Origin of the sequence: Mycobacterium sp. 23 (assembly GCF_048287075.1) — a bacterium.
In the GTDB taxonomy this organism is placed as follows: domain Bacteria; phylum Actinomycetota; class Actinomycetes; order Mycobacteriales; family Mycobacteriaceae; genus Mycobacterium; species Mycobacterium gordonae_B.
Window position 1 is genome coordinate 4,271,415 of the sequence record NZ_JBLVUX010000005.1, and the last position, 16,021, is coordinate 4,287,435.

The 16,021-nt window shown below is 68.0% G+C and carries 10 protein-coding genes and 1 pseudogene; 5 read left to right on the forward strand and 6 right to left on the reverse strand.

Annotated elements, in window-relative coordinates:
• Nucleotides 1–33: 33 nt before the first annotated feature.
• Nucleotides 34–156: a hypothetical protein gene (locus tag ACNQS7_RS20965; protein WP_418014072.1), complete on the reverse strand. Its 123-nt coding sequence runs from the start codon at nt 154–156 to the stop codon at nt 34–36.
• Nucleotides 157–214: 58 nt separating this feature from the next.
• A complete protein-coding gene (locus ACNQS7_RS20970) occupies nt 215–1,087 on the reverse strand; it encodes an SGNH/GDSL hydrolase family protein (protein ID WP_418014073.1) in 873 nt (290 codons plus the stop codon).
• On the opposite strand from ACNQS7_RS20970, the gene ACNQS7_RS20975 reads away from it, so the two are divergent.
• Both ACNQS7_RS20975 and ACNQS7_RS20980 read left to right on the forward strand, forming a co-directional pair.
• Entirely contained in the window at nt 1,086–1,643 is a 558-nt protein-coding gene (locus ACNQS7_RS20975; RefSeq protein WP_418014074.1) for a hypothetical protein, read from the forward strand. The two genes, ACNQS7_RS20970 and ACNQS7_RS20975, sit on opposite strands and share 2 nt — an antisense overlap.
• Nucleotides 1,644–1,664: 21 nt before the next feature.
• On the forward strand, nt 1,665–3,461 hold the full coding sequence (locus tag ACNQS7_RS20980) for a serine/threonine-protein kinase PknD (RefSeq protein WP_418014075.1): 1,797 nt from the start codon (nt 1,665–1,667) through the stop codon (nt 3,459–3,461).
• Between the two features lie 30 nt (nt 3,462–3,491).
• Here ACNQS7_RS20980 and embB read toward each other — a convergent pair whose 3' ends face one another.
• Together embB and ACNQS7_RS20990 are read right to left on the reverse strand one after the other, a co-directional pair.
• Nucleotides 3,492–6,761, reverse strand: a complete 3,270-nt coding sequence (gene embB / locus ACNQS7_RS20985) for an arabinosyltransferase EmbB (protein WP_418014076.1) — start codon at nt 6,759–6,761, stop codon at nt 3,492–3,494.
• Nucleotides 6,758–10,036: an arabinosyltransferase domain-containing protein gene (locus ACNQS7_RS20990; RefSeq protein ID WP_418014077.1), complete on the reverse strand. Its 3,279-nt coding sequence runs from the start codon at nt 10,034–10,036 to the stop codon at nt 6,758–6,760. The genes embB and ACNQS7_RS20990 overlap by 4 nt, the downstream gene beginning before the upstream one ends.
• 182 nt (nt 10,037–10,218) lie before the next feature.
• Here ACNQS7_RS20990 and ACNQS7_RS20995 point away from each other — a divergent pair, with 182 nt between their 5' ends.
• The 3 genes and pseudogenes from ACNQS7_RS20995 (at nt 10,219) to ACNQS7_RS21005 (ending at nt 14,046) form a co-directional block, all read left to right on the forward strand.
• Nucleotides 10,219–11,343, forward strand: coding sequence for a BTAD domain-containing putative transcriptional regulator (locus ACNQS7_RS20995; RefSeq protein ID WP_418016077.1), 1,125 nt, complete (start codon nt 10,219–10,221; stop codon nt 11,341–11,343).
• A gap of 126 nt (nt 11,344–11,469) precedes the next feature.
• Nucleotides 11,470–12,591 (forward strand): annotated as a pseudogene (locus tag ACNQS7_RS21000) (HNH endonuclease signature motif containing protein); the annotation flags it as partial.
• Between the two features lie 15 nt (nt 12,592–12,606).
• Complete coding sequence (locus ACNQS7_RS21005) at nt 12,607–14,046, forward strand: recombinase family protein (RefSeq protein WP_136245962.1); 1,440 nt, start codon at nt 12,607–12,609, stop codon at nt 14,044–14,046.
• A gap of 213 nt (nt 14,047–14,259) precedes the next feature.
• On the opposite strand, the gene ACNQS7_RS21010 is transcribed toward ACNQS7_RS21005, so the two are convergent.
• A complete protein-coding gene (locus tag ACNQS7_RS21010) occupies nt 14,260–14,427 on the reverse strand; it encodes a hypothetical protein (protein ID WP_168710572.1) in 168 nt (55 codons plus the stop codon).
• On the reverse strand, nt 14,427–15,977 hold the full coding sequence (locus ACNQS7_RS21015; RefSeq protein WP_346411297.1) for a replication initiator: 1,551 nt from the start codon (nt 15,975–15,977) through the stop codon (nt 14,427–14,429). Before ACNQS7_RS21015 ends, ACNQS7_RS21010 begins: the two co-directional genes overlap by 1 nt.
• Between the last annotated feature and the right edge of the window lie 44 nt (nt 15,978–16,021).

Sequence of the window (16,021 nt, forward strand, 5' to 3'; positions counted from 1 at the left end):
CTCGGTGGAGGATTGCCGTAGGCGATTGGCTCTTCACGCCTCGATAAAGCGTGCTGGTATCAGCCCGCCCGCAGGGCTCGACACGATGCGCTCGATGGCGAGGTTAGCTGAAATTTGCACGCGCTGACCGGAAATCGCCAGTATTCGTGCGGACATGAGCGCAATTGGAATGCGATTCCAGAAATGTGACTTCAGCGCTCGCCAGGCGGCGCGCTTACCGGTTTTCCGACAACACCAGATAGTCGGTCAGCGCATTTCCGACGGCCACCGCACCCAGTGCGGTGGGATGCAGGGGCACGCTGTTGCCTTCGGTGACGTAGCCCTCCACGTAGCGCTCGCCCGGCGGCGCGCACATGTCATGACCCACGGACATCGACCGCGTGTCGAAGAACTCCACACCCTTGTCGTTGGCGAGTTGTCGTTGTCGATCGTCGAGTTCGTCGACTTTGGCCTGCAGATAGTTGGCGTCGTTGGGCAGCAGCGGTTGGCTGGGAAAGCAGCCACCGGGGCGGACGAAGATTCCGTAGCCCACCAGGATGATGCGTGCTCTGGGGGCATCGGCGCGCAGCTGATCGATCATCGTGGCCCACACCGGGACCTGCTCGCCGATGCTGCCCGAGAGGCGGTCGATGTTGTTGACGACGAACGCGGCGGCGCACGGCTTCGGGTCGGCGGCCTTGACCTCGCACGACTCCGCATCACCGGCCAGTCCGACGTCGTTTGCGCCGATGGTGATCGTGATCAGGTCGGTCGGTGGCCCCACCATGTCCAGTTGCCGGGGGATCAGTCCGTGGTCTGTCCGCTGTTCGCGGTTGACGACATCGTCGGTCGTCGCTCCGCTGCACGTGACGTCATGGAACGCGGCAGCGTCCAGGCGGCGGGCCAGCACGGCCGGATAGTTGTTGGTGGACTTGTGGCAGCCGCGCGGGGCGGCCGGCTCGGGCACACCGGGCGCGGCGGCGAAGGAGTCACCCATCGCGACGTAGTTCGATCGGGCGGCCGAGCCCGGCCCGGCCGGCGGGGGCGCCGCGCATCCGGAGGACGCAACGCTCACCAGCACGGTGATGCCAATGCGCTTCGCCCACATGCCTTCCAGTGTTTCATCCCGCCCCGAAGCGCCGGCTGATCTGATAGCCCCGGCAACAGCCGCAGACGCGAACTCTTCGAAGGAGATCGATGGCCGGCGGGATATCACGGCGTCAATTCGGTATCGCGGCGGGAGGCGCGCTGACCGCCGCGGCGGCGGCCTGCGGGACGCAGGACAGCAAACCCGCCGCGCCCTCGAGCACGTCGTCCCCTTCGCTGGGATATGCCAGACCGGCGGCGGCGGGGTGCCGAGCAGCCTGAAGTGGATTCGCCTGGACCCGGCCGGGCGCACCACCACGCTGCTGCGCGCGCAGCCCCTGGTCTTCACCGGCGACACGGTGCACGCCGTGTGGAACGGAGCCACCGCGGTGCGCAGCTGGCGGCTGCGGCACGGCCAGCAAAGTTCCGCGATGACGGTGCTGGCCACCTTCGACTGGGCCGGGTACGACACGGCTCTGCCGCTGAACGGCGCCAGCGACGGCTACTACCAGTTACAGCCGTTGGATGCCGGTGGCAATGTCGTCGGCCAGACGCCGTCATTGCCCCACGCGAGCTAAATCGGGGCTTATGGTGATCCCGTGCAGGCGACGCACTTCGGGCGCTACCGGTTGCAGAGCGTTCTGGGCCAGGGCGGCATGGGTGAGGTGTGGCGCGCCTATGACACGGAGACCAACCGCGTCGTCGCGATCAAGCTCCTGCCCCCGCAGCTGGCCACCGACCAGACGTTCCTGCAGCGGTTCCGCCGCGAAGCGGAGGCGGCCGCGCAGCTCAACAACCCGCATATCATCCCGATCCACCACTACGGCGAAATCGATGGCCGGCTGTACGTCGACATGCGACTGGTCGAGGGGCGCGACCTGGAAGAGACGCTGTCGAGCGGACCGCTGGCGCCGCAGCGGGCGGTACACATCATCGAGCAGGTCGCCCAGGCGCTGCGCGCCGCGCACAAGGTCGGGCTGGTTCACCGCGACGTCAAACCGGGCAACATCCTGGTCGATGAGGACGATTTCGCGTACCTGATCGACTTCGGCATCGCCCGCGGCGCAGACGACGCCGGACTGACCGGTTCCCGGGAGATGATCGGTAGCTGGCCCTACATGGCACCGGAGCGGTTGATGGCCGAAGAAGCCGACGCCCGCGCCGACATCTACGCCCTGACGTGTGTGCTGTACGAGTGCCTGACCGGCAACCGGCCTTTCCCCGGTGAATCGCTGGAGAGTCAGGTCACCGCGCACCTGACACTGCCGCCGCCGCGGCCGTCGGCGACCCGGCCCGACCTGCCGGCCGAACTCGACGCCGTCATCGCCAAAGGCATGGCCAAAGAGCCCGGCAACCGGTACCAGACCGTCACGGAACTGGCCGCCGCTGCCCGAGAAGCGCCGCTCGATCCCGAGACCGCCAGCGCCCCGACCCTGGCCGCCACCCCGGCCCCGGCGACCGCCGCGGCAAGACCGCCGCTGTTCACCCGGATGAGCCCGCGGGCGCGGATCGCGCTCGGCGCCGTCCTGGTCACTCTGGTCGCGGCCGTCGTCGTCACCGTTACCGTCCGCGTCCACAGCGCCGGCACCCGGGCGCCCGATTCTTCGGCGGCTTCGAAGCCGGCCCCGCCGCCGTCGGCGACAGCGGTCGAGGTCGCGCTCCCTATCGCCGGCCTGAACGGTCCACTCGGGGTGGCGGCGGACGCCGCCGGCAACGTGTATGTCGCCGACAGCGGGAACGACCGGGTGGTGAAGCTCGATGCGGGAACCCTGGATGAGAGCGTGCTGCCGTTCAGCGGCCTTCTAAACGCTGTCGGAGTAGCCCTCGATAGCTCCGGCGCGGTGTATGTAACCGACTCGCATGGCGAGCGTGTGCTGAAGCTGGCGGCCGGGAGCGCAACCCAAACGGTGTTCAACCTCGACCACAGCGGCCCACACGGGATAGCGCTGGACGCGGCCGGCAACCTCTATCTCGTCGACAGGTTGAAAGACCGCGTGCTGAAGCTGGCGGTCGGCACCGGCGCTCAGACGGTGCTGCCGATCACCGCGATCGAGAACCCCGAGGGGGTTGCGGTCGACAGCGCCGGCAACGTCTACGTTGCCGACTTCGAGAACGGCCGGGTGATCAAGCTGGTCGCGGCGACCGGCGCCCAGACGACGGCGCCTTTCTTCGGTCTCGTCAACCCCTGGGGTGTCGCGGTGGACGGGTCCGGGAATGTGTTCGTCACCGACGCCGGCACCGGTCGGGTGGTGCGGCTGGCAGCAGGGACCGCTACCCAGACGGTGCTGCCGTTCCCCAGCCTCGACGGTCCGCGCGGGGTGGCCGTGGACGGCGCCGGCAATCTCTACGTCGCCGAGTCCGGCAAGAACCGGGTGCTGAAGCTACCCAAGGCGTGATCAGCCTGCGGGGGTTGCCTCGCCGGCGCGTTAAGGCTTGATCCGGATCTGCCCCGGCGACCACAAACCACTACGCGTCGCCTCGCCCAGGTCCAGCCGCGCCGGCGGCGCATCGACCAGCGTGTCGAACTTGCGCAGCGACCCCCAGTCGCGGGCCCAGTCACGCGACAGGTAGGTCGCCATCACATGGGCGCGCAGCAGCAGGTCGGTGATGCCCAGCAGGCCGCCGTTGACGCCGTCCTCCCAGGTGTCGGTGTCCAGCTTCTTGGCGTTGTAGTCCGGGGTGATGCGGAACCGCGGTATCTCGGTGACACCGTTGGTGTGCAGCATCGGTTGCTGGCACGGGAACGCCAGCCCCACGGCCCAGTCCAGCAGCACCGGTTGCGTCGAACCCACGTACTCCTGCAGCGACCGCAGCTCCGGCACCCGCGGCGGCGTGACCGCGATCCAGTCTTCCGGCGTCAGCGACAGGTCCTCGGCCACCACCCGTACCGCCACAGCGTCGGCGGGCATCTTGTCCCGGGCGAAGCGCAGGTTGCGCCATGCCTTGGGCTGCTCGCCGTACAGGTCGTCGGGCACCATTCGGCCCGCGGGCACCAGCGCACCGGGTCCGGGCCGCGCGTACTCCAGCACCACGGTCTGGCCGGACGTGTAGTGGTGCAGGACGCTGTTGCCGGCGATCTTGCCGGCGGCGGTGATGACGACGAGGGGATGGCTCTCCAGGGAAGCCTGGTCGGGCTTGGGCAGCTGATACCACGCCGAGGCCAGCCGGCTCTGCTGCTGGGCACCCGTGGTGTAGGTGCCGGCCAGCGGTACCCGACCCGGGTCGAGCTGGTACGGCAGTGGCACCGTCGAGCCGTTGATGCCGGGCGTCTTCAACTTGGTGGGAGCGTCCCAGTCGTAGTCGGTGCCGGGCTGGTTCGGCTTCATAACCATGGCCTCGGCGACGGTGTGCTCGGGCACCCCATTGGGGGAGAAGCCGACGGGGTCGCTGCCGCCCAGCGAACCCAGCGGTCCGTAATTGCCGGGCAGCGGCGTCATGAAGCCCGCGTTGGTGTCCGGCTCGACCAGTACGTCGTCCGCCAGTCCGCAGCCGCCGGCAAACGCCCGCAGATTAGACCAGCCGTTGGAGTACGTCGGGTATTGCCGGACGATCCCGATCCCCATCGACGCCACGAACACCAGCGCCATGAAGCCGGCCGCCAGCGATACCGGGGCGGTGGTGAGCAGCCGGGCCAACCGCCCCTCGCCGCTGCCCCGCGGCGCGAAGTGCAGCCAGGCCGCATAGACAGCCGCCAGCACAAACAGCGCGAAAAAGACTGTGCTGACCGTGATTCCACCGAGCTTGGGCATGGTGGAGTTGAACGGCACACCGTAGCTGGATACGTACCACCAGCCGTTGGTGGTGGCGAAACACAACGCCACCACGAAGAACACCGCGGCCAGGAACGCCATCCGGTTCCGCGACCAGCGCAGCACCGACGGCGACACCAGCACCGTCGTCAACGCCGCCATCGCCGCACCCACCGCGGCAAACAGACCGAAGTGGTGCACCCACTTGGTGGGCGCGAACATCAGGAAGAACATGGTGCCGAAGATGACACCCATCAGCCGCCACGCCGGCCCGCGGGCCACCCCGGGCACCCGCTTACGGCGCAGCATGATGAACACGGCGGTGAACAGGCACAACGCGGCGATCAGGAAGCCGAACCGGCGCGACAGCGAACCATCGACGGTCGGCAGGAACAGGTAGTAGTAACGCAGGTTCTCGGTGTACCAGGCCTGGCTGGGGCCGATCTTGCTGCGGACCCGGGTGGCTTCCAGCACCGTCGACAGCGTCTGGTCGGCGAACACGACGGTCAGGATGACTGTGCCGGCGGCCAGCATCGGCGACAGCAGCGGCAACGTGCCGACCATGCGACGGCGTTTCACAAAGATCCGCAGGATCGGACGACCGCCGGCCACCAGGGCGGCGACCGCGATCAGCCCGGTGGGTTGCACGCCGAGGGTGAATGCCGCGGTGATGATGGCCAGCGCGGCCGGCGTCAAACGGCTGTAGCGCATCGACCGCTCGATCAGCACATAGGTCACCAGCGATCCGAGCGCGATGATGCCTTCGGGCCGCAGGCCGTTGTTGAACGGCATCCAGGCGGTGAGCAGCACCATCGCCGCCGCCCAGTTGGCGGGTTTGCTGGCGGCCACCGCCGGGCCGAGTCGGGGCAGCACTTCGCGGGAGAGCAGCAGCCAGCAGAGCAACCCGGCGACCAGGTCCGGCAGCCGCATCCAGATGCTGGCGTCGCTGACGTGCGTCATCAGTGCCAGCAGGTTGTAGTACCAGCCGAACGGGTCCTCGGGGCTGCCGAACCAGCGGAAATAGTTGGACATGTAGCCGGCGCGGTCGGCGACGCGCGCCATGCCCAGGATGTAGCCGTCGTCCGAGGAGTTGGCGCCCATCACGTGCCACAACAGGAAGGAGAAGATCACCACGCCGTCGAGCAAGGTGAAGGTGCGCCAGTTCGCTGGGATCCAGCGCCGCATCCGGTGGCCGTCCAGCTGGTCAAGGCGCCACAGCGCGATGAGGGCGACGATGGTGGCCACGATCGCCCCGACCATGGCCAGCAGCTTCAGCGTGGTCGGCGTGCTGGAAAACCGGGTGTCGATGGTTGCCGACAGACTCAGCTGGGGCGGCGCCGGGCCGGTCAGGTCGGTGAACACCCCGACGATCTGTGGGCGCAGGTTCGGGTCCGGGAAACCGCTGCGCAGCGGGGCGCCGCGCGGATCCTTCAGTCCGATGAACTCGGCGAATGTGCCGGCGTGCGTCGAGCTGATATCGATGCGCTCGCACTGCGGTGACCGCAGCAGGTCCCGCGGCACCGACAGGATCACGACGTTGCGGTCGGTGACGTCGACCCGCTGTGCGCTGACGACGACGAACAGCGCGTTGAGGTTGGCGTCCTTACCCTGCTTGGGGGCGGTGCCCAGGATGACGCCGCCGCTGGGCGGCATGTCGCGCTCGATGCTGCACGGCACCGACGCCTTGAAGTCGACGGGGGTCAGCGAGATCAGTGGCGACGTCACGCTGTTGAGCTGGCCGTTCTGCGGCCAGTTCAGCATCGCGGTGGTTTGCACGACCGGCAGCAACGGCGTCGCGACGGACAGCAGGAACCCGATCAGCCCGGCGATCGTCGCCACCCACCGGGTCACCTTCGTCTCGCGAGCAGACACAAACTCGCGTGAATCCGCCCCATTCTGTGCGAATTTGCGACTGCTCGCGGGGGAGGGCGCGGCGGGACTTGTCATGGCAGAGCCCTAATCGGTCCTTGCCGGCTCCAGCCGGGCACTGTGGTCACGCCTTGCTGGACGGTGGCTTCGGGTGCCTGATCGGAGGGGACCAGCCGGTGGTACTGCTCGACCGAGCCCCAGTCGCGGTACCAGTCGCCGCTCAGATACGTCGAGATGGTGGAAGTCCACAACAGCGCCTGCGTGAACATGAACGGCCCACCGGTGGACGCGGCCTGCCAGAGATTCGACGACACCGCGGTCTGCTTGTGGTCGGGCAGAATGCGGTACTCCGGCAACTCCGCGATGCCGAGGTGCTCGGAGAACGGCCGTTGGCAAGGGAAGTTCGCCGCGGTCGCGATGTCCATCAGCACCGGGCTCTGCGACCCGATCAGCCGCTGCAGCGGTTCCAGCTCCGGCACTCGCGGCGGCGTGAACGCGAACCACTGCTCGGAGCTCAGGTTCGGGTCGTAGGCCACGATGCGCGCCACATTGGCCTCCGGCGGAGCCCAGGCGAACGGAAACCGCAGGTTGCGCCAGGCCGGCTGCGGTCCCAGATCGATCGGGAACACCTCACCGAGGGGCTGGGTGCTGCCGTCGGGCTTGGCGATGCCCCACTGCAGCTTGAGCGACTGCCCGTACATGAAGTCGCCGTCCTCTTTGTAGGACCAGATGGCGCCGGCGGCCGAGACCACCACCAGTGGCCGGTCCGGCCGGCGGGCCGGCAACTGGTACCACGCCGAAGTGGCGCGTGCGGCGAGGTTGTTCTCGCCGTAACTGCCCATCACCGGAGTGCGCGCGGGGTCCAGCCCGAAGGGCAGCGCGGCGTGCGAGCCGTTGACGCCGACCGGCCCCTTGCCGCCGGCCGTTCCGGCGGAGTCCGTGATGGCGGCGTTCGGTTTGTTCGGGGAGGCGTCGGAGTTGACGACGCCCGGCTTACTCACCACCGGGTCGGACTTGAGGTCGTCGCCGACGCCCTCCGGCTTGAAGCCCACCGGGTTGACGCCGCCGAGCGGACCGTCGGGACCGAATTCCTGCCCCGGAACGGGCTGCAGCATCCCGGCATTGGAGTCGGGCTCGGCCAGCACGTCGTCGGCCATCGCGCAGCTGGTCGGTGACGTGATGGCCGCCAGGTTGGCCTTGGCGGTGGTGTAGAGGGGGTACCGGAACGCCGCGCCCTTGGCCAGCGAACCGACTTCGCCCGCCACCATGATCACCGCAACCACCAGCAGGGGCGTGGACGCCAACACCCGGTTGCGCCGGTTGTTCTTCACCTCGGTGTGCCCGGCGTAGTCCATCCGGAAGTGGTACCAGGCGGCCAGCAACCCGGTCAGGATCGACAGCGTCAGGAACATCGAGGTCACCGGGTGGCTGGCGACGACGGGCTGGATGTCGTACCAGGGGACGCCGTAGTTGCCGACGTAGAACCAGCCGTTGATGCCCGACGTCGCCCAGGCCAGCACGAACAGCAGCGCGGTGACATAGAGCGCCAGGTTGCGCCGGCTATGCAGTCCGATCCGGGAGACGGTGAACGCCGTCAGGCCGCCCAGCGCGCCGGCCAGCCCGGCGAACGCGCCGAACTGGATGGCCCACTTGGTGGGGGTGAACGTCAGCAGCAGCAGGGCGATCGCGGTGGTGCCCACAAACCGCCACGCCGGCCCGGTCGCCAGCCCGGCCACCCGGCCGCGGCGCAGCAGCACAAACAACATCCCGAACATGCACAGCAGCAGCACCAGCACGGCGAACCGGCGCGACATCGAGCCGTCGGCGTTGCTCTCCACGGTGAGGAAGTAGTAGCGCAGGAAGTCCTGGTACCAGGCGATCGTCGGCCCCACCGTGTACTTGATGCGCGCCGACTCGGCGGCGGTGGCCAGCGTCTGGCTGTGGAAAACCACGACGGTGATCAGGGACAACGACGCGGCCAGGGTGATCACCGGCGCCAGCCGGCCATCGGTGGCACGCCTGCGCCGGACCGTCTGGGCGATGGCGCGGGCGCCGGTCAGCAGCGGCGCCACCGCGATCAGACCCTGCGGGGCCAACGTCACGGTGAGCATGGCGACGATGATCGCGACGGCGGCGGGCGCCAACCGGCCCAGCGCGATCGAACGCTCCACCAGAATCCAGGTCAGGATGACGCCCAGCGCGATCAGCGGCTCCGGCCGCAGCCCGTTGTTGAACGGGATCCAGGCCGCGACGAATACCGCGCCCGCCGTCCACACCGCGACCCGGTTCGCGCCCAGCCCGCCCCGCGCCGGGCCCAGGCGGCGCAGCACGAAGTGACTGATCAGCAGCCAGCAGGCGATGGCGGCCAGAGTGGCGGGAAGCCGCATCCACACCCCCGCGGTGCTGACCGCGGCCAGCTTGGACAGCACCCCGAAGTACCAGTCGAACGGTGCGTCCGTGGTGCCGAAGTAGCGGTAGTAGTCGACGTTGTAGCCGGCCTTCGGCGCCACCCGCGCGATGGTCAGGTTGTAGCCGTCGTCCGACGAGGTGGCTCCGATGATGTGCCAGAGCAGCAGAGTCCCGATCACCACGACGTCCGCGAGCCAGGTGGCCAGACCGGACCTGAACCTCGGCAGCCGGGGCCGCCAGCCGCGCAATGTGTCACCCCTGCTCAGGCGGTCCAGCGCCGCCAGGGCCGCGATGGCGACCAGCACCGCGAGCGCCCCCAGCACCATCGCCAGCGTCTTGAGCGCGGTGGGTTGCAGGATGAACCGGGTATCCACGTCGACCCTGGCCGACAACCCGGGCTGTGCGGGCACCTTCAAATCGGTGAAAATCCCACCGACCTGCGGCTTCTTCTCGGGGTCCAGACGACCGGCGGCGCCCGGGATCCCGACGAAGTCCGCGCCCGCGCCACCGGCGTCGGCCCAGACGTGCAGCACGTTGCACCCGCCCGCCGCGATCTGGGCGCGGGGCGCGACCGCGGCGACGGTGTCGCGGAACGCCACCACGACGGAGTCCTTGTTCGCGCGCACGAACAGACCGTGCTTGCCGGTCTGGAAACCCTCGGTGGGCAGCGTGGACACCACCAGACCGCCGGCCGCCGGCAGGGTGGCGATCGCCGAGCAGGGAATGGAGATGTCGAGGTCGCGCGGCGCGCCCGACACCAGCGGAGCCGTGATCTGGCTGATGTTGCCGTCCGGGGTGTTGCCCTGCGGCCACAGGATGGCCGCCGTCGTCTGTCGCACCGGAAGCAGCGGAACCAGCAGGCACAGAAGCAGACCGGCGATGCCGGAGACGACGGCTACTAACCGGGCGATCCGGTGGGATCGCTCATTACCGTCGGGGGACACGAGGCTCGATCGTAGGCGACGTCACTGAGTCCGTTTTGGACGCGGGGCCGCGCTGCAGCTCGCAGGCTCGGCGCGCGCCGGAATCAAATCGGTGGGCCTTTGCCTATCGGCGGCCCGCAGACGTCACAATTACACCCAGATAATGGCCAGGACCCTCGATGACCCGGAAGGCTGGCAGCGCGATGACGAACTCGGCTCTCGGGTTTGGTGTGCTGGGCCCGCTGCAACTATTGGTGAACGGTGTACCGGTGTCCGTCGGTGCTGCCAAGCAGCGGGCGGTGCTGGCGGTGCTGTTGATCGATCGCAACCGGCCGGTGTCGGTTGACTCGATGATCGATGCCGTGTGGGCCGGCTCCCCGGTGCCCGCGGCGCGCACCAGCATCCAGTCCCACATCTCCAACCTGAGGCGGCTGCTGCGCGACGGTGGCGCGGACCCGGTGCGGGTTCTGGCGAGCGCGCCCCCGGGCTACCAGCTGAACGTGGCCGACACCGACTACGACCTGGGTCGCTTCACCGCCGCCAAGGCCGCCGGCGTTGAGGCGGCCGCCGCCGGCCGGTTCGAGGAGGCCAGCATTCACCTGTCCACGGCCCTGGCCGAATGGCGCGGCCCGGTGCTGGATGACCTGCGCGACTTCGACTTCGTCGCCCCGTTCGCCACGAAGCTCCTCGAGGACAAGGTCGCCGCGCACAGCGCGCGGGCAGAAGCCGAGATCGCCTGTGGGCGTGCCGCCGCCGTGATCGGTGAGCTGGAGGCGCTCGCCGCCGAGCATCCCTATCGCGAGCCGCTGTGGGCGCAGCTCATCACCGCCTATTACGTCACCGAGCGGCAGTCCGACGCACTCGGTGCCTACCGGCAGTTGAAGACGGCGCTGGCCGAGGGGCTGGGGATCGATCCCGGGCCGACGGTCAGCACCCTGCACGAGCGGATCCTGCGCCAGGAACCGATCGTCATCAAGCAGGCCGCCAAGAGCACCCGCAAACGCAGCCGCATCGACACCAGGACCACGCTGTCGACGTCGGTCGTCGCGGCGCTGTGCGACCGGTTCGGCCATCGGTACCAGCTCAACGGCGCGACCACCCGGATAGGTCGGCTGGCCGACAACGACATCGTGCTCGACGACAACGACGTCAGTCGCTACCACGCGGTCATCGCCGATACCGGGTCGGGTTTCGTGATCACCGATCTGCGCTCGACGAACGGTGTCGAAGTGCGGGGCGAACTGATCCGGGGCAGCGCCACTTTGGCGCATGGCGACAGCGTCAGCATCGGGGGATGCGAGTTCGTCTTCGAGATCCGGCCTGCCTGAGGTGCTGTGGCGCCTGCCTGTCGGCCGCGGTTATCCACAAGACGCGACCCTGCCAGAAAGCTTGAGTCAGTAGAGGCGCGTATAATCGAAAGTATGTTCGATCGGCTGCCGTTCATCGCCCCCGGGATGGAAGGTTATGACGTCTACCTGGAGGTGTTGGCCCACCGCAGGGCTCTGCTGGAGAAGACCGAGGAATCGGTGGGCTGGATGACGCGGATCGGTGCGGCGGCGCGGGTGGTCAATCAGGCCCAGGCCGCGGAGTTGGTGGCGATCGGGGAGTTGTTCGCCTGCCGGTTGGTGCCGGGGGCTGAGCGGGGTCAGTGGGCGATCGACACGTTCAAGGCGGTGGCCGGGGAGGTGGCCGCAGGGTTGCGGATCAGCCAGGGCCGTGCGGAGACCAAGGTGCGCTATGCCCGGGCGATGCGTGAGCGCCTACCGCAGGTGGCGGCGGTGTTCTGTGCCGGGGACATCGACCTGGAAGCGTTCTCGACGATTGTGTACCGTACCGATCTGATCGAGGACCCCGAGGTGCTGGCGGCGGTGGATGAGCGGGTCGCAGCGCGGGTGACACGGTGGCCCTCGCTGAGCCGGGGGCGGCTGTCGCAGAAGATCGACCAGATCGTCGTCAACGCCGATGCCGATGCGCTGCGCCGGCGCACCGAAGCCCGGGCTGATCGGGAGGTGTGGATCGGCGGGGAGTCCGACGGGCTGTCGCAGATCGAGGGGCGGTTGCGCAGCACCGATGCCCAGGCCGTGGATGCGCGGTTGACGGCGTTGGCGGCCACGGTGTGCCCGAATGATCCGCGCACCGCCGCCCAGCGCCGCGCTGACGCCCTGGGGGCGCTGGCCGCGAACGCCACCCGGCTGGCCTGTGAATGCGGGCGCGCCGATTGCACCGCGGCCGGGCGCAAGCCCGCCTCGCCGGTGGTGATTTATGTGATCGCCGAACAGGCCACCCTCGATGGCCACAGCGACAGCCCGGGGTGTGTGCTGGGCGCCGAGGACCTGATCACCCCCGAGGTGTTGGCCGAGTTGGCGTTGACCGCCAAGCAGGTCCCGTTGATTCATCCCGGTTACGCCGCACCCGAGCCCCACTACCACCCCTCAGCGGCGCTGGCGGCGTTCGTGCGGGCCCGGGATCTGACGTGCCGCTGGCCGGGCTGTGATGTGCCGGCCACGCACTGCGATGTCGACCACACCACCCCCTACGCCTCCGGTGGGCCCACCCACGCCGGCAAGGTTAGATGCTGCTAATATACCCCCATGGCGAAGATGAAATCCGCTGGTCAGCGGGCTGGGGTGCGGTCGGCGGCGATTTACGCGCGTATCTCGGCTGATGTGGAGGGCACCGGGTTGGGGGTGGCGCGGCAGTTGGAGGATTGCCGCAAGCTGTCTGCTGACCGCGGTTGGCCGGTTGGCGATGAGTATGTCGATAACGATGTGTCGGCGTTCTCGGGCAAGCCGCGTCGGCAGTATGCGCGGATGCTGGCCGATCTGGCATCAGGGGCGCGGGATGCGGTGATCGTCTACAACTTGGACCGGTTGCATCGCCGACCGGTGGAGTTGGAAGAGTTTGTCGCTTTGTGTGAGTCGGTGGGTGTGCGAGACGTGGCTACCGTGACCGCCGATATTGACCTGGGTAACGATGACGGGTTGTTCATGGCCCGGATTTTCGCCGCGTTCGCCGCCAAGGAGTCCGGGCGCAAGTCCGCACGTATTCGCCGCAAGATGTTGCAGAACGCCGAACAGGGACTACCGCACGGCTCGGTGCGCCCGTTCGGCTACGAGGACGACAAGATCACGCTGCGGACGTCGGAGGCGGCGGTGGTGCGTGAGATGGTGGACCGCTACTTGGCGGGCCAGTCGTTGTTGTCGTTGACGGTGTGGCTCAACGACTCCGGCGTTTCCCCGGCGGTGGCCAAGTCGTGGCAGACCTCGGCGGTGCGCCAAATCCTGTGCTCGGGCCGTATCGCCGGGCTGCGGGAGCATCGTGGTGAGGTGATCGGGCCTGCGAAATGGCCGGCGATCATTACGCCGGCGGAGCGGGACCGGATCTTGGCGCGTATCGCGGCGCGGTCGGTGACCAAGACGCGGGCGGCGCGCACATATGTGTTGTCAGGGATGCTGCGGTGTGGGCGTTGCGGTAATCGGCTGTATTCGCAAGCCCGGCACAGTAATCCCGATCATCGGGTGCGCCGCTATGTTTGTCTGAAAGGACCCGATCATGGCGGCTGTGGTCGGCTGACGGTGGTCGCCGAACCGGTTGAGGCGTTGTTGACTGATGCGGTGTTGACCCGCCTGGATTCTCGGGATCTGGCGAAGGTGTTGGCCGGCAAAGCCAGCCCTAATCATGATGTGGCTGCGTTGGCGGCGGCCGTGGAGGCCGATCAATCGCGCCTCGATGAGCTGGCCGGTTTGTATGCCGACGGCGCGATCAGCGCGCGGGAGTGGATCGCGGCCCGCGACCCGATCACCAGCCGCATCCAGCAGGCCAGGCGTCACATCGCTGAGGCTACCGATACCAGTGAGGTTTATGAGTTGGCGGGCACCGGTGGGGCGTTGCGCGGCCAATGGCCGGACCTCGACGTGGAACGCCAGCGGAGCATCGTCAAATCGATCCTGGATCACGCGGTGATCGCACCGGGCACCCCCGGTTCCCGCAGTCTCGACATTAACCGCGTGCAACCCCATTGGCGCATCTAGGTTTTCGGCGTCGCGGATGCTCCCTGGCGAGTGCCGAGTGTGTGGGCTGGTGGGCCGTCAAGGCCAAAGCCGCACGCGGTCGAAGCCAGCTTCGAGCCTGGACGGCCCACCAGCCCAGACACCAGGAATGCTCTTATCGCCGGGAAGGGTTGTGTTGAAATAACTTTCGTCGTCTATCCGGTTGGCCGGTGACGGTACGGTGCCTTTGCCTGCTCAGCGCAGGAGGGTTGCGATGGCAGCCAGGGTGGTGGGGTCGGTGACGGTGACGGATAGGGCTTGGCGTTCACATGAGGCGGTCAGCCAGGCTATGAACTCCGGGCGCTCGTGCAGCGGGCCGGCATCGTGGTTGTTGGCGGCGCCGCCCGCGGGCGTCGTGGCCATCACCCTGCCCCGCGTGGTGGCGGCGAGATGCGGGTGGAGACAGTCCGGGATTCGGTGATACCGGTGATGCGGGCGCTGATGTGGCGCAGGGCTGCGGAGATGACCAGGACGCGGTCACCGGCGCTGGCGTGTCCGGCGCGGTCGAACTCCCACAGCATCTCATCGGTGTCGATCGGTTGCTGCTGCCTGCCTGTGCTCGCCGTCACGTCGTCAGCGAAATGGGCGGATTGCGTATCGTCCTGTCGCCCTGAATGTTTGGCTATCTGGTTACGGGTCCAGGTGGCGCGGGCGGCGCGCAGGGCACCCATGGTGGTCGAATAGCGCCGCGATTTGGTAGTGATGTGGCCGCGGTAGCCCAGGGTGTGCAGCCAGCGCCCAATCCCCGCCAACGACGGACCCGCGGACGCTGGGTGTTCGGCGAGTCCGGCGATGGTGGACAAAATGGCCCGCACATGTTCAGTAACGTCGAGTTCGCCGATCGCTTCTGCGGACAGCCGGCGCGCGGTGATGCCGAAGTCGTGCAGGGATTTGGTGACGTATTTCGCCAGATATGCCGCAACCCTGCGCGGCGACAACCGCGAGGCCGAAGCGACTGCGGTGTCGTCGACTTCGGAATCGCTTGCGGTTATTGGTTCGGGTGTCAATGGTTGGGTATCAATTTGGGTGCCGAACCGCACCGTGCGCACCCCGCCCGGGTTGGGGTAATCGTCGTCGCCGGCGGGCACGTCGATACTGACGCGACTGGCAGCGTGTTGGATCAAGGCGGCCAGCTCGGCGGCGGTGATCGGTGACGACCAGCCGGGATGCTGCTCGGCTACTGGACGAGACACCCCACCACCCCGCGGGGCGGCGGGGCCGTGACGATCGTGGTCACCTGATTTCGTGGTGTCGTTGGTGGCGGGTGGCGGGTCGAGCCGGATCAGGGCATGGATGTGGGGGATGGCGCGGGCTTGCAATTCAACGACTTTGACGAAGCTGACCCGCACCGAGCCGGGCTTGACGCCAACTGTTTTCAGGTGCCTCGCCACGGCGCGCCGTAGTGCGATGGTGAACCGCCGCCACAGCTCGGGCAGATGCCAGGTGAACAAGATATGTCCCAGATAGTCGTAGCAGTCCGCGCACAATGGTTGGCCCACCAGAGGGTCATCGACACTGTGGATTATGGTGCAGCGCAGGCAGTTTCCGTGCCGGCAGCGGCCCGCCGACCTGTTGGGTATGGCGTGACACGGGGTTCCGGTGGCGTTGTGCACGGCCCCGTAGCTGGGGGCGGTCAAGGTGGTGAACACTTGCGGACGGTTGGCGACCTCGACGGGTATGTCGTGGTGGCCGCCGGCGGCTCCGGCGTGCACGAGTTGCCAGGTGTCGCGGGCGTAGAGGTCTGAGCATGACGGGCACACCGCGTGACGGCGGTTGTTGCAGCGCGTCCACACCGTATGCTGACGCCCGGCGGTGTCGGCGCCGAGCAGCTGGATCGGGTGGGCGCAGTAACCGACCGATTCCACTCGCCGCCACCACGACCCGAAACCGGGTGAGGAGGCGCGCCGGCACATCTGGGTGATCACCGCATCGGCATCGATGGTGGCCGGCAGGCCCG